The sequence below is a fragment of the Achromobacter sp. NFACC18-2 genome, from assembly GCF_900108985.1.
Classification (GTDB): Bacteria; Pseudomonadota; Gammaproteobacteria; order Burkholderiales; family Burkholderiaceae_B; genus Achromobacter.
Genome location: NZ_FNYM01000002.1, coordinates 172802 through 195476 on the forward strand (window position 1 = coordinate 172802; position 22675 = coordinate 195476).

At 69.5% G+C, this 22675-nt stretch carries 10 protein-coding genes; 8 read left to right on the forward strand and 2 right to left on the reverse strand.

Translation table 11 applies throughout. The annotated features are described in order from the left end of the window. From BMW75_RS03245 to BMW75_RS03275, 7 genes are all read left to right on the forward strand, one after another. Positions 1-10155, forward strand: coding sequence for a putative Ig domain-containing protein (locus BMW75_RS03245; protein WP_092576704.1), 10155 nt, complete (start codon positions 1-3; stop codon positions 10153-10155). 37 nt (positions 10156-10192) lie between these two features. Next, positions 10193-11896 carry a TolC family protein gene (locus BMW75_RS03250; protein ID WP_092577298.1) on the forward strand — a complete coding sequence of 568 codons (1704 nt, stop codon included), beginning with the start codon at positions 10193-10195 and terminating at the stop codon, positions 11894-11896. Between the two features lie 10 nt (positions 11897-11906). Further along, the gene (locus BMW75_RS03255; protein ID WP_175493085.1) at positions 11907-12746 is read left to right on the forward strand and encodes an efflux RND transporter periplasmic adaptor subunit; all 840 of its coding nucleotides are present in this window, start codon (positions 11907-11909) and stop codon (positions 12744-12746) included. Next, positions 12743-14110 carry an efflux RND transporter periplasmic adaptor subunit gene (locus BMW75_RS03260; protein WP_217646927.1) on the forward strand — a complete coding sequence of 456 codons (1368 nt, stop codon included), beginning with the start codon at positions 12743-12745 and terminating at the stop codon, positions 14108-14110. The genes BMW75_RS03255 and BMW75_RS03260 overlap by 4 nt, the downstream gene beginning before the upstream one ends. After that, positions 14095-16269 (forward strand): efflux RND transporter periplasmic adaptor subunit, encoded by a 2175-nt coding sequence (locus tag BMW75_RS03265; protein WP_092576709.1) that lies wholly within the window; start codon positions 14095-14097, stop codon positions 16267-16269. Before BMW75_RS03260 ends, BMW75_RS03265 begins: the two co-directional genes overlap by 16 nt. 127 nt (positions 16270-16396) lie before the next feature. Then, entirely contained in the window at positions 16397-16990 is a 594-nt protein-coding gene (locus tag BMW75_RS03270) for a biliverdin-producing heme oxygenase (RefSeq protein WP_076517734.1), read from the forward strand. Further along, positions 16987-17421, forward strand: a complete 435-nt coding sequence (locus BMW75_RS03275; RefSeq protein WP_092576712.1) for a YbaN family protein — start codon at positions 16987-16989, stop codon at positions 17419-17421. Before BMW75_RS03270 ends, BMW75_RS03275 begins: the two co-directional genes overlap by 4 nt. A 136-nt stretch (positions 17422-17557) precedes the next feature. Here BMW75_RS03275 and BMW75_RS03280 read toward each other — a convergent pair whose 3' ends face one another. Then, on the reverse strand, positions 17558-18013 hold the full coding sequence (locus BMW75_RS03280; RefSeq protein ID WP_076517738.1) for a fasciclin domain-containing protein: 456 nt from the start codon (positions 18011-18013) through the stop codon (positions 17558-17560). Positions 18014-18204: 191 nt separating this feature from the next. On the opposite strand from BMW75_RS03280, the gene BMW75_RS03285 reads away from it, so the two are divergent. Next, positions 18205-19194, forward strand: coding sequence for a MerR family transcriptional regulator (locus BMW75_RS03285; RefSeq protein WP_092577306.1), 990 nt, complete (start codon positions 18205-18207; stop codon positions 19192-19194). Positions 19195-19311: 117 nt separating this feature from the next. On the opposite strand, the gene BMW75_RS03290 is transcribed toward BMW75_RS03285, so the two are convergent. Further along, positions 19312-22251 (reverse strand): autotransporter family protein, encoded by a 2940-nt coding sequence (locus BMW75_RS03290; protein WP_092576714.1) that lies wholly within the window; start codon positions 22249-22251, stop codon positions 19312-19314. Between the last annotated feature and the right edge of the window lie 424 nt (positions 22252-22675).

The window sequence follows — 22675 nt, forward strand, 5'->3', positions numbered from 1 at the left end:
ATGACTTCCCGCCGAATCCCCACGCTCCGCCGCCAGGCCCTGGCCCTGGAACCCCGCTTCCTGCTCGATGCCGCCGCCGTCACGACCGCCGTCGACGTGGCCGCGCAAGCCGCGCCGCCCACCGACGCGGCGCCGGGCGTGGAGGCCACGCCCACGGAGGCGACGGTCGTCGTCACCGACAGTTCGGACAGCTTTGCGCCGGTGGACCTGTTCAGCGGCGTGACCGTGCAGACCGACACGGGCGCCGCCGATGAGCTGTCCCAGCTCGTCGTCACGGTGGATCGCAGCGGCAGCGACCAGGCGCTGGTGATCGACGGCAAGACCATTGCGCTGGAAGGCGGCAGCGGCACGACGCGCACGGATGCGGATGGAAATGCGGACGGCTATTTCTACACCGTGTCCGTGAGCGGCGACACCACCACGGTCACGATCCAGCTCGACGCCTTCCAGCCCGAGCCCGCCAGCGTCCAGGCGCTGATCGACGGCATGTCGTACCAGATCCTGGACAAGTCGGTGGACGGCGGCAAGGTGTCGGTGACGCTCAAGAGCCTGACCGACGCCGGCGGCCAGTCGGCGGACCTGAGCGCCATCACGGCGACGATCGACATCGACAGCCGGATCAACGTGGCGCCCGTGCTGACGGGCGACCTGATGCAGGAAGCCGAATACTTCGGCACGGGCAGCCTGGCGGGCGCGACCGAGGTCGCGTATTCCGCAGACGGCAAGTTCGTCTACGCGGCGGGCAACGACAGCACGCTGTCGGTCTTTTCCGTGGACGCGGCCTCGGGCCTGCTCAGCAAATCGCAGGAGATCACCGCAGCCGACCTGGGCACGGTCAATCACCTGGTGGTAAGCGCGGACGGAAAATCGCTCTACACGATTTCCAGCAATGGCAACCTGATGCAGTGGAACGTCGAGGCGGACGGCGCGCTGCGCCACGCGGCCACGCTGTCCGTGGGCCAGGGTTCCACCGGCGGACTGGCGATCTCGGACGACGGCGCCCAGGTGTACGTGGACGCGTCGAACAACTTCGGCCGCGAGGCACTGGCCTTCAGCCGCGACGCCGCGACGGGTGCGCTGACGCAGATCCAGCGGCTGGACGCCGTGCGCAATGCCAGCATCGCCACCGCGGGCGGCTATGTCACAGTCATCCACAGCGCCGCGCTGTCGGGCGAAAGCCACACGCTGAAGCTCTATGCGCGCGGCGCCGACGGCACCCTGAGCCTGGTCGACAGCGTGCTGCTGGACCAGACCGGCCAGGCCGCCGTCGACTACGCCATCAGCATGTCCGCGGACGGCAAGCTGCTGTTCGTCGGCCAGCCCGGCGCGCAGAACATTTCCGTCTTCACGCTCGGCGCCGACAACCTGCTGACGCGCGCCGGCACGGTCGCCAGCGACAACATCGGCAGCCTGGCGCTGAACGCCGACGACACGCTGCTGTATGCCGCCACCACGGACGGCACGGTCAGCGTCTACGCCGTCGCGGCCAATGGCGGCCTGACGCTGATCGGCAGCGCGCAGGGCCAGACCAGCGGCGCGGACCTCGCGCTGTCGGGCGACGGCACGTCGCTGGTCGTGGCCGGCAACGGCCTGAGCCGCTACACGACGATCCAGTCCCTGACGCTGGGCCAGGACACCGTGCTGGGCGATCGCGTGAACCTGTCCGACCCCAACTACGACCTGCTGGACAACGGCGCCGGCAACTACCGCGGCGCCAGCGTGTCGATCACCGCCTCCGTGCCGGGCGGCGAATTCGGGTTCGAGGACGGCAACGGGCTGTCGATGTCCAATGGCGTCATATCCCGCGGCGGCGTGCAGATCGCAACCTACGCCGTCAACGGCGACACCTTGACGGTGCGCTTCGTCGGCGACACCGCCACGGCCGTCGCCAATCAGGTGCTGCAACAGATCAGCTACGGCAATTCCGGCGTGGCGGCAGGCACCTTCATCACGCTCACCGTGCAGGCCAACGACGGCGCGCTGGACAGCGACGCCCTGGCGATCACGTTCCGGAGCAACACGGGGCCTCAGATCGATCCCGGCGTCGCGACGGACTATGCGCCCGCGCCCGTCACCACCGAGTCGGCGTACAGCGCCATCCTGCCCGAGGATCTGTTCCGCGATGCGGACGGCGACGCGCTGACCTGGCGGGTCACCGGCCTGCCCGCGGGGCTGGCCTTCGATCCCGACACCCGCACCATTTCCGGCAACACGGTCGCCGCCGGCCGGCACCCCATCAGCATCACCGTCACGGACGCCTACGGCGCCAGCGTCACGCTGAACCTGGACCTCGTCGTGGCGCAGACGGACAACCGCGCGCCCGTCGTCAGCGCCAGCGCGCCGGCATCCTTCGGGCAGGTCACCATCGGCGCCAGCGACTTCAGCGCGTCGTTGCGCGCGGACATGTTCTCGGACCTGGACAGCCGCTACGGCGACACCCTCACCTGGAGCATCGTCGACACGCTGCCCGCGGGCCTGGTGTTCGACGCCGCCACGCGCACGCTGAGCGGAACGCCCGGCGTCGTGGGCGACTACGTCCTGACCGTGCGCGTCACCGACGCGGGCGGCCTGACCGCCGATCACACGATGACGCTGCGCGTGGTCACCGCCGCGGAAGCGGCCAACCAGCCCCCCGCATTCGACGTGGACGGCAGCGACCTTACCTACACCGCCGACGGCCGCATCAACGGCTATGGCGACTATGTCTACAGCGTCGAGGTCTCCGACGACGGCCATACCGTCATCGTGCTGGGCAACGCCACCGGCGGCCATACCGTGTCGCCGACGGGCAACAGCACGCTCAGCGTCTACACCCGCAATCCGAACACCGGCGAACTGACGCTGGTGCAGCGCTTCGTGCAGGGCGCCGCGAACGACGGCATCGAGGCCAATGGCATCGAGATCGACGGCCTGGGCAGCGCGGCTTCGGCGGTGTATTCGGCCGACGACAAGCACGTCTATCTGGTGGGCCAGAAGGAGGGCGGCGGCAGCTACTTCCTGACCGGGTTCAACGTCGGCGCCGACGGCACCCTCGCCCCGACCGGCCAGAGCGTCGCGCTCGGCGAGGTGCAGGTCAAGCAGATCGCCGTCTCGCAGGACGGCCGCCTGTACGCCGTCGCCGGCAATACGCTGTACGCCTACGGCATCGGCTCGGACGGGCAGCTTGCGTCGGCGGGCGTGTATGAGAGCCAGCCCTTCAGCACGGCATCGACCCTCGCGGTGGACGCGCAAGGCCGCGTCTTCGTGGCCGGCGCCAACACCCTGACCATTTACGCCGCCAACCCGGACGGCAGCCTGACCCAACTGGTGGCGCGCACCGGCGACATCGGCAACTTCGCGCGCAGCATCGCGGTATCGGGCGACACGATCTATGTGTCGACCGGCACCACGGGCGTCCTGACGCTGCGCCTGGATCCGGCGACGAACACGGTGACCAAGGTCTCCGCCACCGGGTCCCAGCTCTGGGGCCTGGCCCTGTCGGCCGACGGCAAGACGCTCTACGCCGGCGGCCTGGTCGGCACGATCAACGTGTACAGCATCGGGGCGGACGGCGCGCCCACGCTGGTCAAGACCATTGCGCAGGACGCCTCGGCCGGCAGCTACCGCGCTTTCCGCTTCGGCCTCTCGCCGGACGGCACGTCGATGTACGTGGGCGGCTTCTACAACGCCGGCGGCCTCGGACACATCGACGTCGAAAACGCCATCCAGGGCAACTACGCCGAAGGCCAGACCCTGCAGCCGGCCGCGGGCCTGAACTTCTCGGATGCCGACTACGACGCGCTGGCCGCGGGCGCGGGCGACTACAACGGCGCGTCGATCACCCTGGTGCGCGAAGGCGGCGCGAACCCCGGCGACGTCTATGGCTTTGCCGACGGCAATGGCCTCACGCTCGTCGGGGCCGAGATTCGCCTGAACGGCGCCAAGATCGCCGACTTCACCAGCGCCGGCGGCCTGCTCACCATCGCCTTCACCGGCCAGGTCAGCACCGCCACCGCGAACGCCGTGCTGCAACAGGTCACCTACACGCACGCCAGCAAGGACCCCGGCGCGGCCATCCGCCTGCAAGTGCAGGTGCGCGACCAGTACGCCAGCGGCGTGGACAGCATCGTGCTCGATCTGGCCGTGGCGCAGGTGAACGATGCGCCGGTCGTCGATGCCACGCCGGTGAACGCCACCTATGACCCCGCCGAAGCGGCCATCGGCCTTTTCGACGGCACCACGATCTCCACCGTGGAAGCCGGCCAGACCATCGACGGCCTGACCCTGGTCGTGTCGCCGGTCGCCGACGGCGCCAGCGAAACGCTGACCATCGACGGCGTCGCCATTCCGCTGGCCGCCGGGCAGGGCGTCACGGCGTCGGGCCATGCCTACACCGTCACCCTCGACAACGGCACGGCCACCGTGACGATCACGCCGGCGGCCGGCATGACGGGCGCGCAGGCCGCCGCGCTGATCGACGGCATCGCCTACGCCAACCGCGCCTCGTCCCCGACGATGGGCGAGCGCAGCATCGCGCTGACCGCGGTGCGCGACAGCGGCGGCACGGACAATGGCGGCCAGGACACCGCCGAGCCGGACCTCGTCGCCCGGCTGGTCCTGCGCAACGAAGCGCCCGTCCTGGTCACGCCCACCGACTCGCTGGGGTTGGACGAACTGATCACGCAGTTGGGCGAGGACGGCGCATTCGGCGCCCTGGACGGCGTACTGGCCGTGTCGGAGGTGGAGGGAACGCTCTACGTGCTGCGCACCACCACCCAAACCGACTGGAACACGTTCCAGGAAGTCGAACTGAACACGCTGTACGTGCTTGAGCGTAACGCGGACGGCTCGCTGCGCGTGCTCCAGACCATCGAGAACGGCGACGTGGGCGCCCTGGCGGGCGCGGCAACGCTGCGGGTGTCGGCCGACGGCAAGTCCTTGTACGTGATCGGCAGCCAGGGCGTCGCGCTGTTCTCGCGCGATGCGGGCACCGGCGCACTGACCGCGCAAGGCAGCTTCGGCGCCGACCTCGTCAACGACTACGGCATGATCCGCGATGTGCTGTCCGCCAACGGCATGGTGTACGCGACCGCGGGCGAGAATCTGCTGGTCTTCCGGCAGGACGGCAGCAGCCTCACGCTGGTCAGCACTCTCACCGACGCGGGCGATACCGGCCTGCAGCTGGACGGCGCAAACGCGCTGGCGCTGTCGGCAGACGGCCGCTTCCTCTTCGTCGGCACCTCGGGCGGCGGCACGCTGGCCAGCGTGTTCGCGGTGGAGCAGACAGGCGTCCCGACTTTCATCATGGCCGCGCCGGGCAAGGACCCGACCGCCGCCGAACAGTACTACTACACACAGTCCCTGACGGTGTCGCCCGACGGCAAGACGCTCTATGTCGTCGACTTTGACGGCAACGACACCCGCCTGCACACCCTGTCCGTGGCCGCGGACGGCCAGCTCACCGCGCTCGCCACGACGTTGCCGCAGGGCGACGTCCGGCAGGTCGTGGTCTCGCCGGATGGATCGGCCGTCTTCGTCATCGGCGCGGATGCGATCGGCGTGTACCGCCGCGGCGCGGACGGCGTGCCGGTGCGGGTCGGCGAGGTCACGGGCTATGGCGATCCGTTCGGTGACGGCATCTCGTTCGGCGACATCCGCAGCGCCACGCTCAGCGAGGACGGCACCAAGCTCTATCTGGCCGGCCAGTTCCCGTTCTGGGACGGCCTGCTGGTGCTGGACCTGGAGCCCGCTTCCGTGCCCTACACGGAGGGATCCGAGCCGGTGGCGATCCTGCCATCGGCCACGCTGGCCGACCCCCAGCTCGACGCGCTGGACAACGGCCAGGGCGACTACCAGGGCGCCAGCATCACGGTGGCGCGCGCGGACGGCGCGCACGCCGACGACCGCTATGGCTTCATCGACGGCGGCAACCTGCGGCTGGACGCCGCGAATGGCCTGATCCTGCTGAATGGCGCGGCCGTGGCCACGTTCACGCAAGCGGACGGGGTGCTGACGCTGACGTTCACCGCGTCCCTGAGCAAGGCCGACGCGCAGGACGTGCTGCGCCGCATCGCCTACCGCAATGCCAGCAACGACCCCACCCGCGACGGCGCCAGCATCGTGCTGCGCACCGAGCTGCACGACGGCGACGGCCACCGCGACGAACTGCTGACCCGCATCGACCTGGAGGGCGTCAACAATCCGCCGGAGATCGACACCACGCCGCTGGATCCCACGTTCCAGGCCGAGGGCGAGCCGGTCAAGTTGTTCGACGGCACCACCGTCGACACGATCGAGTCCGGCGATAACGTGGCGCGCGTGATCGTAACGATCAGTCCCGCCAATGCCCAGGACGTCCTGGGCGTGGGCGGCGGAAGAATACCGCTGAACGCGGATTCCAACGGCCCGCAGACCCTGCCCACGGGCCAGCAGTACATGGTGACCATCGCTGATGGCGTCACCACGGTCACCCTCTACCTGAACGCCTCTTCGGACCGCGCCGCGCAGGTCATCGACAGCCTGACCTACGCCAACACCGGCAGCCCGCTGGACGGCACGCGCACGATCAGCCTGACCGTGCAAGAGGGGAACATCGACAATGGCTCGACGGATGCGGACAAGGTCGCCACCGTCACGCTGACCGGACCGGCCAGCCCCAACACCCCGCCCACGCTCACGGGCGGGGAAGACGTGCCCTACACCGAACGCGCCGACGCCGTCCTGATCGCGCCGGGCGGCGTGGTGGCGGACGCGCAGATGGACGCCTTTAACGGCGGCGCGGGCAACTACGACGGCAGCGTCCTGACCATTACGCTGGGCGCGGGCAAGAGCGCGGCCGACACATTGGGCTTTCAGCCGGACAACGGCCTGACGCTGGAAAACGGCGTCCTGAAAAAGGACGGCGTGGCGATCGGCGCCGTGTCGCAGGCCGACGGCGTGCTGACGATCCGTTTCAGCAGCGCGGCCGGGTCCATCCCCACGACGGCCGACGTGCAGAACACGCTGCGCCAGATCACCTACGCCAACGGCAGTCACGCGCCCGCGGCCAGCTTGGCCATCAGCGTGACGCTGGCGGACCAGCGCGGACTGCCATCGACGACGATGGACTTCTCCATCGACATCACGGCCATCAACGATGCGCCGGTGGTGGACGCCGATCCGGTGCTGTCGCTGGGCGACCTGACGCATGTGCAGGATCTGACGACGATCCCCGGGCTGGAGACGCCCACCGCCAGCGTCGTGTCCGCCGATGGCACCCGCGTCTACGTGGCCGACGGCAAGGGCGCCATTGCCGTGTTCGACCGGGACGGCGACACCGGCTCGCTGACCTATCTGCGCACGTTCGCCGCCGCGGACAATCTTGCGGGCGTCAAGGAACTGGTGACCTCCGCCGACGGCAAGAGCCTGTACGCCCTGCGCGCCGACGGCAATGCCATCGGCGTCTTTGGCGTGGCCGCCGACGGCACCCTGACGCACCAGGCCACCATCACCAGCAACTACGAGCTGGATGGCGGCAGCCTTTACGACTTGAAGAGCATTGCGCTGTCCGAGGACGGCCAGAACCTGTACCTGCTCAACAACTACGGGATCGTCTATTTCAACCGCGACGCGCAGACCGGCGCGCTTGCCTACGTGGGCGCCGTCAGCGGCGACATGTACGCGGAGCCGTTCCTGTGGCAGCCCACCGACATGGCGGTGCGCGGCGACCTGCTGTTCGTCGTGACCAACACCAGCGCAGGATCGACGCTGATCGTCTACCGCCGCGACGACAGCGGCGCCCTGTCCGTCCTGACGCATATCCAGGGCGGCGGCACGGACGCCGCCGGCCAGACGGTGTCGTTCTCCAACCTGCAGCACATCGCCGTCAGCGCCGATGGCAGCACCCTCTTCGTGTCCAACAGCCGCACCAGTTCCTACGACGGCTGGACGGGGCAGACCGTCGTGCAGGAAAACCCGCAAGCCATCGACGCCTTCCGCCTGAACGCGGCCACCGGCGCGCTCACCCACCTGGGCACTCTGAGCGGCGACCAGACGGTGGAAGGCATTGCGCTGTCCGACGACGGCAAGGCGCTCTTCGTGACGCTGGCCGATGGCACGCTCAACTACTACGCCACCGCCAGCCTCGGGCTGATCGCGTCGCACAGCCTGGACGGCCCGACCGGGATCGCCCTGTCGGCGGATGGCGCGGTGATCGTGGTCGGCAACGGACTGGACGTCCTGAACGCGCCGCCGGCGCCCCCGCCCGTCTATGTGACCGATGGCGAGCCGGTCCCGCTGGCGCCCACGTTGGCGCTGAGCGATGCCGAAATGGACGCGGCGGACAACTACCAGGACGCCAGCGTCACCTTCACCGGCCAGCCGGGCGACGTTTACGGCATCCTGGCGGGCGAGGGCTACACCCGCGACGGCGATGTCATCCTGTTCAACGGCCAGCCCATCGCCACGCTGACGCAGGCCGACGGCGTCGCCACGCTGCGCTTTACGGCGCAGATCAGCCGCGCAGACGCCAACGCGCTGCTGCACCGCGTGACCTACGCCGGCGCGGACGGCGCGCCGGGCACGCGCACCATCACGCTGGTCCTGAACGACGGCGAGGCCGCCAGCGCCGCCTACGCGGTGGACGTGACGCTCGCGCTGCCCAATCAGGCGCCCGAGGCGGGCACCGGCGCCTACACGCCCGACCCGGCGATGACTGGCCGAGACTATTCGGTGACGTTGCCGGAAACCCTGTTCAACGATCCCGACGGCGACGCGCTGCAGTGGCGCGTCAGCGGCTTGCCGGCCGGACTGGTGTTCGATCCCGCCACCCGCACGATCTCCGGCACGATCGCGGACACCGGACGGTTCACCATCGTGATCACCGTGACGGATCCGCAGGGCGCCACGGCGTCGCGCGAGCTGGTCCTGGAAGCCGTCGAGCCGCCCAACACCGCGCCGGTGGACAGCGGCATCCCGCTGGCGCCCGACGCCGCGCGCATCGGCGAACCATACGCGTACACCTTGCCCGCCGGCCTCTTCACCGACGCTGACGGCGATGCGCTCACCTGGCAGGTCACGGGCCTACCGGACGGGCTGGTCTTTGACCCGGCGACCCTGACGATACGCGGCACGGCCACGTCGGCCGGCAGCGTCGCCGTGGTGGTCAGCGCAACCGACGCCTCGGGCGCCCGCGTGTCGCGCATCGTCACGCTGACGGTGACGGCGGCCGAAACGGCGCCGAATCCGGGCACCGATCCTGGAACGACCCCTGGCACAAATCCTGGCACCAGCCCCGGCACGGATCCTGGAACAAGCCCTGGAACCAACCCGGACCCCAACGCCAATCCCAACCCCGGCACGCCGGCCGATCCGCCGCCGCCCGACCTCAGCACGCAACGCTTTGCCGTGTTTGCGCGCGATCCGTTGAACGACGGCGAAGACGCGTTGCAGCTATTGCGCCAGCGTCTCGGGCAACCGGCGCCCGCGCCCTCCGAGCCATTCGACGTTCCCGGCCACGACGGCTTGTCCAAGCCGGCGCCATGGACGTCGTCGGCGCTGCTCGACGCGCTGCTCGCGGACTCGCTGGACCGGCGCGACGCCGACGCGGCGCGCCCGTTCACGCTGGATGCGCCTGCCGGCATCAAATCCCCGCTGGTGGTGCTGGCCAGCCCCGACGCGCCCGGCCTGTCCGTCGCGGCCGCGGCGCTCACCGGCCACTGGCGCGCCGACGCGGCGGGCAACCGCCACGTCTACGCGCTGCCCGCCGGCCTCGTGCGCAGCAGCACGCCCATCGCCTCGATGACCCTGCGCATGGCCGATGGCGCCGCGCTGCCGCCGGGCGTGCGGCTGGACGCCGCGCGCGGCCTCATCGTCGCGCCGGGCCTGACGCAGGCTCAGACGCTGTCGCTGCAACTGGTGGTGCGCGCCGCCAGCGGCGAGTCCCGCGCCATCGCCATCACCGTCTCCGGCGACCGCCTGGGCCTGGGACGCGACGACAGCGCCGCGCTCGCCACGCGCGACGACGCCCCCGCCGCCGATAAGCCCGCGCTGACCCAGCAACTGCGCCACAGCGCCGCGCAGGACGTGCTGGCGCAGGCGCGGCAGTTCCTCGCGTCCCTGGACGATGACGCCGCGCCCGCCGCCTCCGATCCGGCCGCCGCCGCCCGGCAGGCCGCCCCTATCCATGCAGCAAGCTGATTCAGACATGACTCCTTTCTTTGATTCCGAAACGCCCATGACACACCGCGCCCGCCGCTTCGCCCTGACGGTGCTCGCCACCGCCGTTCTCGCCGGCTGCGCCGTGACGCCGCCCGAAACACTGAGCACGCAGGACCTGCTCCAGCTCGACCAGTCCGACCGCGGCGCCATGTTCGCCCGCCAGGAGCCGGTGACGGGTCCCATCACGCTGGACGAAGCCATCGCCCGCGCCGTCAAGTACAACCTGGAGCAGCGGCTGGCCCTGATGGAGCGCGCGCTGGAAGACGACCTGGTGGACGTGCAGAAGCAGGGCATGCTGCCCAAGCTGACCGCCCGCGCGGGCATGCGCGCGCGCAACAACGATTACGGTTCGTCCAGCGAATCGCTGGCCACCGGCCAGCAGTCGCTCGTGCCCTCGACCAGCCAGGAGCGCGACACGCACACGGCCGACCTGCAACTGACGTGGAACGTGCTGGATTTTGGCCTGAGCTACTTCGGCGCCAAGGCGCAAGGCAACAAGGCGCTGGCCGCGGAAGAGCGGCGCCGCCGCGTGGTGGCCGACATCATCCGCCAGACGCGCACGGCCTACTGGAACGCCGTCACCGCCGAACGCCTGAAGGACCGCGTGGCCTCGACCCTGGCCGAAGCCCGCCAGACGCTGGAATACGCGCGCCAGACCGAGCAGAAGCGGCTGGTGGCGCCCATCCTGGCGCTGCGCTATCAGCGCGACCTGCTGAACATGGTGCGCCAGACCGAAGCGCTGGACAACGAACTGGCGCAGGCCAAGGCCCGGCTCGCCACGCTGATGAATCTGCCGCCCTCGGCCGACTTCCAGCTGGCCGCGCCCGACGCGGCCACGCTCGCGCCGCCCGCCCTGGCCTACGAACTGCAGGACCTGGAGGCCCTGGCCATGGTCCGCCGTCCGGAACTGCGCGAAGAAAGCTACCTCGCGCGCAACGCCGTGCTGGAAACGCGCATGTCGCTGCTGCGCCTGTTGCCCAACGCCTCGCTTTTCGGCGGGCTGAACTACGACAGCAACAAATACCTCGTCAACAACAACTGGGCCGACGCCGGCATGCAGGTCAGCTGGAACCTCCTGAACGTGCTGTCGTGGTCGTCCATCAGCCGCGCTGGCGAGTCGCGCGAGAAGGTGGCCGAACTGCGGCGCCAGGCGCTGCGCATGACGGTGCTCAGCCAGGTCCACATCGCATGGCTTGAACGCCAGCGTGCCGAGACTGCCTTTCGCCGCGCCAGCGAGCTGAGCCGCCTGCAGGATGCGATCCAGGTGCAGACCGAAAACGCCGCGCGCAGCAGCGCGGAAACCCACCTGGAAGTCGTGCGCGCCAAGGTCGAAACGCTGCTTGCCACGCGGGCGCGCGACCTGAGCTATGCCGAGCTGGTCAATGCGCAGAACACGATCTACCAGGCGGCCGGCATCGACCCCTTGCCCGATCGCATCGCCGACGAGAGCCTGGCCAGCCTGGCGCGCGACATCGCGGACACCAACCGGCAGATCGAGAGCGGCCACGTCGACATCCCGCGCCTGGCGCCGCCGCCGCAGGCTGGCGCGCCGGAAGGGCTGGCCGTCGCCGCCCCCGTGGCCGACGCGGCCGCGCCCGTCATCGAACCGGCCATCCCGGCCGCGCTGCGCACGGTCACCGGCAATCTGTGGAGCAGCCTGGGCTCGGTGGCCGCCGCCGGCCCGGCGGACGCCTCGGCCCTGCCGGCGGGCGCGCGCTGATATGCGGAACGTGATCCGATCCGCCACGCGCGCGGGCCTGCTGCTGAGCGTCTGCCTAGCCCTGCCGCCCGCGGCCCTCGCCCAGGCGCCGGGACCGACCCCGCTGGCCGCGCCGCTGCCGGCGGCGGGAACGCCTGCCATGCCCGCCGCGGCCGCCACTCCCGCCCCCGACAGCGCCCGCGCGCAACTGGTGGCCGCGCGCCGCGCCGTCATCTCAAGCAGCCTGTCCGGCAAGATCGACGCGCTGCCGTTTCGCGAGGGCGACCGCTTCAAGCAGGGCGATGTGCTGGTCGCCTACGACTGCGCCTTGAACCGCGCCCGCCTGGAACGCGCCGTGCTGGCCGAATCGGCCGCGCGCAAAAAGCAGGCCGTCGCCGAACAGCTCGAAGCGCTGCGCTCCATCAGCCGTTCCGACGTCGAACAGGCGCGCGCGGCCGTGGCCGTCGCTCGCGCGGAAAGCAGCGCCGAACGCGTCCTCGTGGACCGCTGCGCCGTCAACGCGCCGTTCGCGGGCCGGGTCGGCGAAACCTACGCGCGCGCCGCCGAAAGCGTGGCCGAAGGCGAGAAGCTCCTCAGCATCTACGACGACTCGGCCTTCGAACTGGAAGCGATCGTGCCGTCGCGCTGGCTCGCCTGGCTCAAGCCCGGCTCGGCGCTGCGCATCACGGTCGACGAGACGGGACGCACCTACGAGGCCGCTGTGTCGCACATCGCCGGCGCGGTGGACCCGGTCAGCCAGTCGGTCAAGATCATCGGACGCCTCGCGGATGCGCAGGACACCGCCGCGCAACTGCTGCCGGGCATGAGCGGCAGCGTCCGCGTGGACCTTCCCGCCACGGGCGCGCCGTGACAGACGCCATCTCGCGAGAACAGCGGCTGGCCGCGCTGCTCCAGCTGGAAAAGCGCGCGCGTGCGTGCGCGGACACGGAGGGGCTGGGCTTCCTGATGGTCAACGACACGCATGCGCTGGCGCCGTACCGGCAGGCGGCGCTGTGGCTGCCGGGCGCCGGCGCGGACGGCCGGATCGCCGCGCTGTCGGGCCTGGCCGTGCCGGACGCGAACGCGCCCTACACGGCGTGGCTGGCCGGCCTGCTGTCGCGCCGCGCGGCCGACAACGCCAGCGGGGCCTTTTCCGCCAGTCCCGATGAACAGGCGATGTGGGCAGAGCATCTGCCGGGCCATGGCCTGCTGCTGCGCTTGCCGCTGGATGCGGCGGACGGCGCGCGCCCCCGCGACGCCCTGCTGGCCTTGTGGCGCGACGCCCCGTGGACGGGCGCGGAGACCGCGATGCTGGGCCTGCTGGCCGACGCCTATGCCCACGCCTGGCGCGCCCTCGCGCCCGCGCGGACGCCGCGCGGCGCGGCCGCCTGGTGGTCCCGCCTGCGCCATGGCAGACGCCGCACGCGCATCTGGCTGGCGCTGGGCCTGGCCGCCGTCGCGCTCCTGTTCGTGCCGGTCCGCCAATCGGTGCTGGCGCCCGCCGAAATCGTGGCGCGCGCGCCGATGGCCGTGCGCGCGCCGCTGCAGGGCGTGGTCGACCAGATCGCCGTCACGCCCAACCAGGCCGTGGAGAAAGGCCAGTTGCTGGCCGCGCTGGACGTGCGCGACCTCGAAGGGCGGCTGGAAAGCGCCCGCCAGGCGCTTGCCGTCGCCGACGCCGAACTGCGGCAGAACCAGCAGCAGGCGCTGGTCGACGACCGTAGCAAGGCCACGCTGGCGCTGGCGCAGGGCAAGCGCGCACAGGCCGCGAGCGACATGGACTTCTACGACCGGGCCGTGGCGCGCGCCCAGTTGCGCGCCGAACGCGCCGGCATCGTGCTGTTCGACGACCCGGCCGACTGGATCGGCAAGCCCGTCGCGCTGGGCGAGCGCATCATGATGGTCGCCGACCCGGCCGACGTCGAACTGGACATCCACTTGCCGGTCGGCGACGCCATCGCGCTGCCGGACCAGGCCCCGGTCCGCCTCTTTCTGAACACCGCGCCGGCCGATCCCTTGCCCGCCACGCTGCTGCGCGTAGGCTATCGCGCCGCCCCCACCGCCGACGGCACCATGGCCTATCGCGTCCGTGCGCGCCTGGACGACGACGCGCTGGCCGCGCAGCCGCGCGTGGGTCTCAAGGGCACCGCAAAGCTGTACGGCGAGCGCACACCGCTGGCCGGCTACCTGCTGCGCAAACCGCTGGCAACGCTGCGCGTATGGCTGGGCATGTGAGCGGCGCGCTGCCCGCGCTGCGCGAAGAGCTGCTGCTGCATCGCGCGCCGCCCAACCACGACGGCTCGCCGGCCTGGACGCTGGAAGACCCGGGCCGGGGCCTGTTCTTCCAGATCGGCTGGGCGGAAGCGGAAATGCTGGCGCGCTGGGGCCTGGGCAGCGCCGATGCGGTGGCCAGCGCGGCGGCCCGCGACACCACGCTGGCGGTCAGCGAGGAAGACGTGCAGGATTTTGCCCAGTTCCTGCAGGCCAACAGCCTGGCGCAACTGCGCGGCCCCGACGCCATCGCGCGCTACGCCAAGGAAGCGCAGGCGCGGCGCAGCAGCCATTGGCTCAAGAGCCTGGTCCACCAGTACCTGTTCTTCCGCATCCCGCTGGTGCGGCCCGACGCGTTTCTCGAACGCACGCTGCCCGCGGTGCGGCGCGCGCTGCTGTCGGGCGTCTTCTTCCGCCTGACGCTGGCGGCCGGCGTACTGGGGCTGTTTCTGGCCGCGCGCCAGTGGGACCAGTTCCTGCACACCTTCCTGCACTTTTTCACGCTGGAAGGCGCCCTGGCCGCCGCCGCCACGCTGGGCGCGGCCAAGGTGCTGCACGAGCTGGGCCACGCGTACGCGGCCAAGCACCATGGCTGCCGCGTCGCCACCATGGGCGTGGCGTTCATGGTCATGTGGCCGGTGCTGTACACCGACACGTCGGGGGCCTGGCGCCTGGCCAGCCGGCGCCAGCGCATGTCCATCGGCGCCGCCGGCATGCTGGCCGAGACCGCGCTGGCCGCCTGGGCCACGCTCGCGTGGAGCTTCCTGCCCGACGGCATGCTGCGCAGCGCCGCGTTCACCCTGGCCACGACGACCTGGCTGCTGACCCTGGCCGTCAATCTCAATCCGCTGATGCGCTTTGACGGCTACTTCCTGCTGACCGATGCGCTCAATGTCCCCAACCTGCAGAACCGGTCGTTCGCGCTGGCGCGGTGGCGGCTGCGCGAATGGCTGTTCGGACTGGGCGAGGACCGGCCCGAGGTGTTCGCGCCGTGGCGCGAGCGCACGCTGATCGCCTACGCGTTCTGCGTGTGGATCTACCGATTCTTCCTGTTCCTGGGCATTGCCCTGCTGGTCTATCACATGGCATTCAAACTGCTGGGCATCGTCCTGTTCGCCATCGAGATCGTGGCGTTCGTCCTGCGCCCCATCTACAACGAACTGCGCGCCTGGCGCGAACGCCTGACCCGCCATCGCGGCGGCGGCTGGAACCGCCGCAGCCGGATCACGGCCTGCGTCGCGCTGATCGCGGTGCTGGCCGTCATCGTGCCGTGGCGCACGCGCGTCGAGGCGCCCGCCCTGATGCGCGCGGCGCAGCAGGCCCGCATCGTCGCGCCCGCGGGCGCGCAGATCCAGCAGATCGCCATCGGCGCGGGCCAGCCGGTCCGCGCCGGCGAGACGCTGTTCGTGCTGGACGCGCCCGACATCGCGCACGAGATCGATTCGCTGGCGCGCCGCATCCGGCTGCTGCAATGGCAGCAATCCTTTCAGGCCATGACCCGCGACACCGCGGCCTCGGTGCCGGTCGCCGCCGGCGAACTGCAGGCGGCGCGCGAGCGCCTCGATGTGCTGTCGCGCCAACGCCAGCAGCTCACCATCCGCGCGCCCTTCGACGGCGTCGCCGCGGAGCTGGCCGATCCGCTCGCGCCGGGCGAATGGGTCGGCGAAGGCGAATGGCTGGCCTCGCTGGCCGATCCGGCGCACATGATCGTCGAAGCCTACGCGTCCGAAGGCGACCTGCATCGCCTGCGCGTCGGGGCCCGCGCGCGGTTCTTGCCCGAGGACCCCGGACAGGACGCCATCGCCCTGGTCGTGGCCGACATCGGCGCCACCGCCACCCGGCGCCTGAACGCCGCGCCCGAACTGAGCTCCACCCATGGCGGCGCGGTCGCCGCCGTGCAGGCGCCGCAGGGCGCGGGGCGTCCCGACCCCGAATCGCAAGGGCTCGTGCCCGAGAGCGCCGTCTATCGCGTGATGCTGCGCCCCGCCGACGCGTCCGCTGCCGCCATGCCGCGCCTGCAGGCCCTGCGCGGCACCGTGGTCATCGACGGACAGGCTGAAAGCCTGCTGCGGCGCGCGTGGCGGCGCGGCGCGGCGGTGCTGGTGCGCGAAGCCGGCTTCTGAAACCGGGGCATTGCATTGTTAAGCATCTTTAACGTGTCATCGGGCAGACGCTGCGAAATAATAAGACTCATCATCATCCATCTCCCCGATGGATCGTCTTTCCCATGACCCTCATCCCTCATTGACGATGACCACCGACACCCTCGAACGTCCCTCGCTGTCGCACCGCCTCAAGCATGAAACCGCGGACCAGCACGAGCGCATGCATCGCCTCATGGAACGCGGCGCGCCCTTTTCGAGCCGCATCGCCTACGCCCGCTTCGTCGCCGCGCAATACCTCTTCCAGCGCGACGTGGAATATCTGTTCCAGGACGACGCCGTCAAACGCGCCGTGCCGGACCTGCAGGCGCGCGGCCGCGAAGACGCCTCGCTGGCCGACCTGCGCGACCTGGACGCCGCGGTGCCCGAGGATGGCATCGCCAGCGTGGGGGTGACCATGCCCGAAGCCCTGGGTTGGCTGTACGTGTCGGAAGGCTCGACGCTGGGCGCCGCCTTCCTCTTCAAGCAGGCGCAGGCCGACCTGGGCCTGTCGGCCGACTTCGGCGCGCGCAACCTGGCCGCCTACCCGGAAGGCCGCGCCCTCGTCTGGCGCCGCTTCGTCGCCTCGCTGGACAGCGACACGCTCGACCCGGCCACGCACGACGCCGTGATCGCCGGCGCCAACGCGGCCTATGACCGCTTCGGCGAATTGCTGGAACGGCACTTCGAACTCGGCGCATGACGCCACGCAAGCCGTGGGTCCGCGCGCTGTACCTCGCGCTGGCCTTCATCAGCATCGCGCTCGCCGTCGCCGGCGTATTCCTGCCCGGCCTGCCCAGCACCGAATTCGTGCTGCTGGCCTCCTGGGCCGCGGCGCGCAGTTCGCCCCGGCTGCACCGCTGGCTGCACGAACATCGCTGGTTCGGACCCATGCTGCACAACTGGCACAACGGCCGCATGGTCACGCGCCGCGCCAAGTACATGGCCACGGTGTCGATGACGCTTTGCATGATCGTGATGACGCGCACCATTCCCCATCCCTGGGTCGTCTGGCCGCTGTGCCTGACGATGGCGGCGGTGCTGGTGTGGATCTGGCTGCGCCCGGAACCTGCGGGAGCGCCCGACCGTTCGACGGCGCCGCTGCCGGCGGGCCGGCACGTGCATCGAACCTAGGGAACCTCACGACGTCCAGGGCGACAGCGCCGCCGTGGACGCGCCCGACGCGTCGCAGCAACGCGCGGCGCAGGGCAAAAAGGATAGGCCACGCTCCTGCCGTGGCCTATCAAGGCCGGACATCTTTCCCGCCTGTTTACTTCGGCATGAGCACGGTATCGATGACGTGAATGACGCCGTTGTCGGCCACGACATCCGTCTTCACCACTTTCGCGTTATCCACCATGACCGTCCCGCCCTTGACGGTCACCGTCAGCGAGCTGCCCTCCACCGTTTTCACGGGGCCGGCCTTCACGTCCTTGGCCATGACCTTGCCGGGCACGACGTGATACGTCAGGACCTTGGTCAGGGCCGCCTTGTCCTTGAGCAGCGCGTCGAGCTTGTCCTTGGGCACCTTGGCGAAGGCCTCGTCGGTCGGCGCGAACACGGTGAACGGGCCCGGCCCCTTCAAGGTATCGACCAGCCCGGCCGCCTGCACGGCCGTGACCAGGGTATTGAAAGACCCCGCCGACTTGGCGGTGTCGACGATGTCGGCGGCATAGGCGCTGCCCAGCGCCAGGGAGAGCGAAATACCTGCCAGAAGACGTTTCATGGTTGACTCCTTTGTCCAATTGATCCGCACCGCAGCGGCGGGGGGTTTACAAGCGGCGAAAGCGGGAATCTGAACCGCTTAGGAAATGAATTTACGCGGCGAAATGCTGTTCGTCCATGATTTGAACCGCTACAATTCAACATTATCGGTTCAATAACGGGTCAAAACAGGGGAAAGCAATGGGGAACGCCATGGAACCCGCGCAGCCGGCTTCAGAGGACAGCCACATCACCTATCGCAGCGGCGTGGCGGCCCGCCTGGCGGGGTTGTCACCGGAAACCCTGCGCGTCTGGGAACGCCGCTACAACCTCACGCAGGTCGAGCGCTCGGCGCGCGGACAACGGCTGTACTCGGCCGAACAGGTCCGCCGGCTCAGTCTGCTCAAGCAGCTGGTCGATCAGGGGCATGCCATCGGCGTGCTGGCGCCCATGTCCATGGACCAGTTGCAGGAACTCGCCGGCGCGGCCGCCCGGCAACCCAAGCCGCAGGGACCGCTCAGGCTGGGCGTCATCGGCGCCAACCTGGCCCGGCGCATTGCCGGCAGCGGCCGCGACGGATTGGATCTGGTGGTGCAACAACACTGGCCGGCGCTGGATCAGGTCGCGCTCGCGCCGCCGGATGGCGACATCGAAGTGCTGGTGATCGAACTGTCCGAACTGCACGACAGCGCAATGCCGCTGATCGTCGCCGCCGCGCAAGCCTGCGGCGGGGCCGCCGTGGTCGTGCTGTACCGCTTCTGCGCCAGCGCGACGATCCGCGCCTTGCGCGCGCACGGCTGCCTGGCCGCGCGCGTGCCGGCGGACATCGGCGAACTGCTGTTGCTGTGCCGCTCGGCGCTGGCGGGCGAGCGGCTGCCCCCGGTCCAGGCGCCGAGCGCGCCGCCGGAATTGCGATTCGACGAGCATGCGCTCTTCACCATCATGGCATCCGGCAGCGGGCTCAAATGCGAGTGCCCGAGGCATCTGGCGGACCTGCTGCTGATGGTGGGAAGCTTCGAGCGCTACAGCGCCCAGTGCGCCTCGCGCAACGACGAAGACGCGCAGTTGCACAACGAACTGGGCCGCGCCGCAGGCCAGGCGCGCGCAATCCTCGAAGTCGCGATGGAAAGACTGGCAAGGACCGAAGGGCTGCCCTTGCCGGCAGGAATCGCCAAAGAGGACGCGGGCAAAAAAACGCGCTGAAGGCCAGGTCCCTGGACCCAGCCCGCAGCGCGTCGCGACGATGCGGATTCATGATCGGCATCGTGCCCGGATTCGTGCCCTGGCCCGGGCATTCCTCCGGTCACGTCCCATGCCGGCTTAGAAGCGCGTCATCAGCTTGAACATGCCCGCCTGCTGGCGGTTGCCGCCGCCGAACTGCGCGTCGTATGCCACGCCGGCCGTCGTGTTGCGCGTGAGCGCCACTTCGGCGCCCAGCCCCAGCACCGCGGCGTCGCGCGCGATGGGCACGCCCGACACCGTGAAGGTGCTGCCGCCCTCGAAGGCCAGCTTCTGCGTCGGCTTCACATCGCCCATCGCATGGCGCCAGCCCACCGTGGCCGTCAGGCGGCCCGGCGCGCTGTCGGAGCCGATCAGCATGGCGCCGCGCAGGCCCAGCGTGGTGCTCGTCACATCGTCCGTGCTGCCCTCGCCGCGCAGCGCGGCGGTGCCGCCCGATTCCTGGAAACCGCGCGTGCGGACCTGGTTCCAGGCCACGCCGGCAAAGGGCTCGATCGCGTAGGCGTCGCCCAGCGGCAGCTTGTAGCCAAGCTCCGTGAACACTTGCGTCGACGAGGCGTCATACGACGATTCGAGCCGCTGGTTCAGGCCGCCGACCGCCACATTGCGCTTGGCGTCGATCTCGTGCCACGTGTAGGCCGCGCCCGCCATGAACCGGAAATGTCCCGGTCCGGCCTCGATGTTCTTGCCGCCGAAGACCGTTGCCGTGTAGCTGTCGACGCTCATGCGCGACGACACATCGGCGACCGAGTTGTGGCTGCCGGTGTAGCCCACCGCGCCGCCCAGGCGCCAGCCGCCTCCCACCGCGCCGTCGCCGCCGACAAAGAGCCCGCCCGCCGACTGGTGCACGCTCGACGCGTTGCCGTCGCCCCCGAAGGTGCTCCAGTTGCCGAAGGCCTGCGCCCAGATGGGCGATGCGCCGCTTTGCGGCAGGGCATCGGACGACGCCATGCCCAATTGGGCCGTCGGACGTCCCGCGACCATGGGGGCATCGAGGTTGCCGCGCAGGTGCGCCAGCGGCAGCGTCTGCACCGCGTCGCCCTGGCCTTGCAGCACGCTGCCGGTGCTGGCGTACGCCTCGCCGGAAAGCTGCTTCAGGGCCGCACGCGCCTGGTCGGGCGTCATGGCAAGCACGGCCTGCGTCACCTGGCTGGCGCCCGTGGCCTGGCCTGCGCCATTGCCGCTGGCGACCAGCGACGAGCCGGCGCCCGGCGCGACGGGATTCGTGCCCGCGGGCGTGGATTCCGTACCGGTGGCGGCCGAACCGCTGCCGCTCGGGGCCGTCGTGCCGTTGCCCGTGGACGCCGAGCCATTACCGCTCGAGGCCGAACCATTGCCCGTGGTCGTCGAGCCATTGCCGCTCGGGGCCGACCCGTTGCCCGTGGATGCCGAGCCATTGCCGCTCGACGGCGGCGCTTCCTGGTCCAGCGCATCGCCGACACTGGTCTGGTTGTCCGTGTCGCCCACGCTGCCGATCGGCACGTCATTGCGCGACAGCGTCATGAACGCATTCTTCGCGTCATAGCTGAGCGTCGGCGTCAGGAACGCATACGCGCTGGACACGCCGGTGAACTGGCCCTGGATGCCGCCGTCCGCCGTCAGGATGTTGTACGTCGTGCGCGGCGCATAGTTGCCGTTCGGACCGACGTGCGCCACCGTGCCATCGAGATACGCAACGCCCGTCACATGGATGCGGTCGCTGGTGCTGCTGGTGGGATCGGCATGCACGCGATAGATCGTGTCCTGGCCGAAGTTGAGATTGCCGTTGACCGTCAGCGTCCCCATCGGCGAGCCATCGTTACCCGGCGAAATGACGGCCGTGGGATACAGCGTCGTGCTGCCCACTTGCCCCACCCCTGCCAGCACTACCTCGCGGCCGATGTCCATCGGCCCATTCAGCTTGCCGTTGATCTCCAGCGCGCCGTCGGCAATGAAGATGGGACCGGTCAGGTTGCTGCTGTCGCCATTCAGGATGACGGAGCCGACGCCGGTCTTCACAAAGCCTTCCGTGCCCTGCAGCGGGTTGTCGATGATGTCGACGAACTTGCCCGCCGCATACGTGCCATCGCCCACGACGATCACGGGCGGGTTGCCGCCGGTGCCTACCAGCGTGATGGGCGCGCCTTGCAGGCGATACCGGTCCGTGGCGAACTGCAGGCCCGACACGCGCACGGGACCGGCGCCGCCATCGACCGTCACCGTTCCCGCCGCGCCCGTGAAGATCGCATAGCCGCCATCGGGCAGCGCGCCGGTGGCGTTGGTCGGGCTGCTCCAGTTGCCGCTCGCCGCGCTCCAGGTGCCGTCGCCGCCGCCCGCATTGGCCGCGGACGCGACGCCATTGCCGTTCCACAGGTTGGTCGTGCTGGGGCCCAGGACCAGGTTGATGTGCTTGTCGCCCGTCAGCGTCTGGATCGTCGCCGCTGGCGCCGAATCGCCGGACACCGTGCCCAGCGTCAGGCCCGAGCCGCTCAAGGTGCCGCCGTACGACAGGATGCGGTAGAACCCGGCGTTGACGCCGTGCGTGCTGACCTTCACATTCAACGTCGTGTTGTTCAGCGCGACGTTGCCGCCCACGGTGATGTTGTCGCCCGTGCCCGGCTGCGTGATCGGCAGGCCCGCATAACCGGTCTCGAAATCGAACACGGCGTTATTCATCGACAGATTGCCGTTCACGACCAGATTGCCGTTGGACACGCCGGTCGGCGTATCCACCCAATAACCGGGCGCGACGCGGGCATTGCCCGTCACATTCAGATCGCCATTGATCGAACCGAAACCCGCGACCGTGCCATTGGACATGGCGTTGACGTTGCCGCCGATCGCCACACCCGACCCGCCGCCATTCCCGCCGATCACCACCGTGCCGCCGTTGACGTCGATTCCGCCCGGAAAGTTGGCTGACCCGTCAAACACCTGCGTAGTGCCCGACCCGATCGTCAGGTCCGCCGCGATGACGCTACCCCCATAGGACGCGCTCAAGGCGAGCGTCGCCGTCAGCCACTTCTTTGTGCCGTTTGCCAAAACTTCATTCCTCCGGATTAATCGAGCTTCCTTTCACACATTACCGATATGTTTAAAAAGTATCGGCAAGTAATAATGCAGCCGGCGTGAATTTAGGGTCAGCTCTCGAAAAAAGGAGGCAATATATAACGATTTTTTTTGCGTCCCCAATAATAAAAGGGGATATATCTCATTAATTATTCAATTAGGTCTACGGCATACATCCCATATATGTACCTACGCCGGAAATACCACCGCAAGTACTAGACAGCGTGCTGGAACAGATACCATCCGCACTCCCGATATATGCGGCTCAGATACCATCCCGGCGTAACTCGGCGTTATTTAGTGTCACGCCAAATGCGGGCATAACAGACACAAAAAGACACGCTTAGGCCGCGGCGTGCTCCTGGTTTATTTAAAGGGGTTTCAATATGCCGCCCAT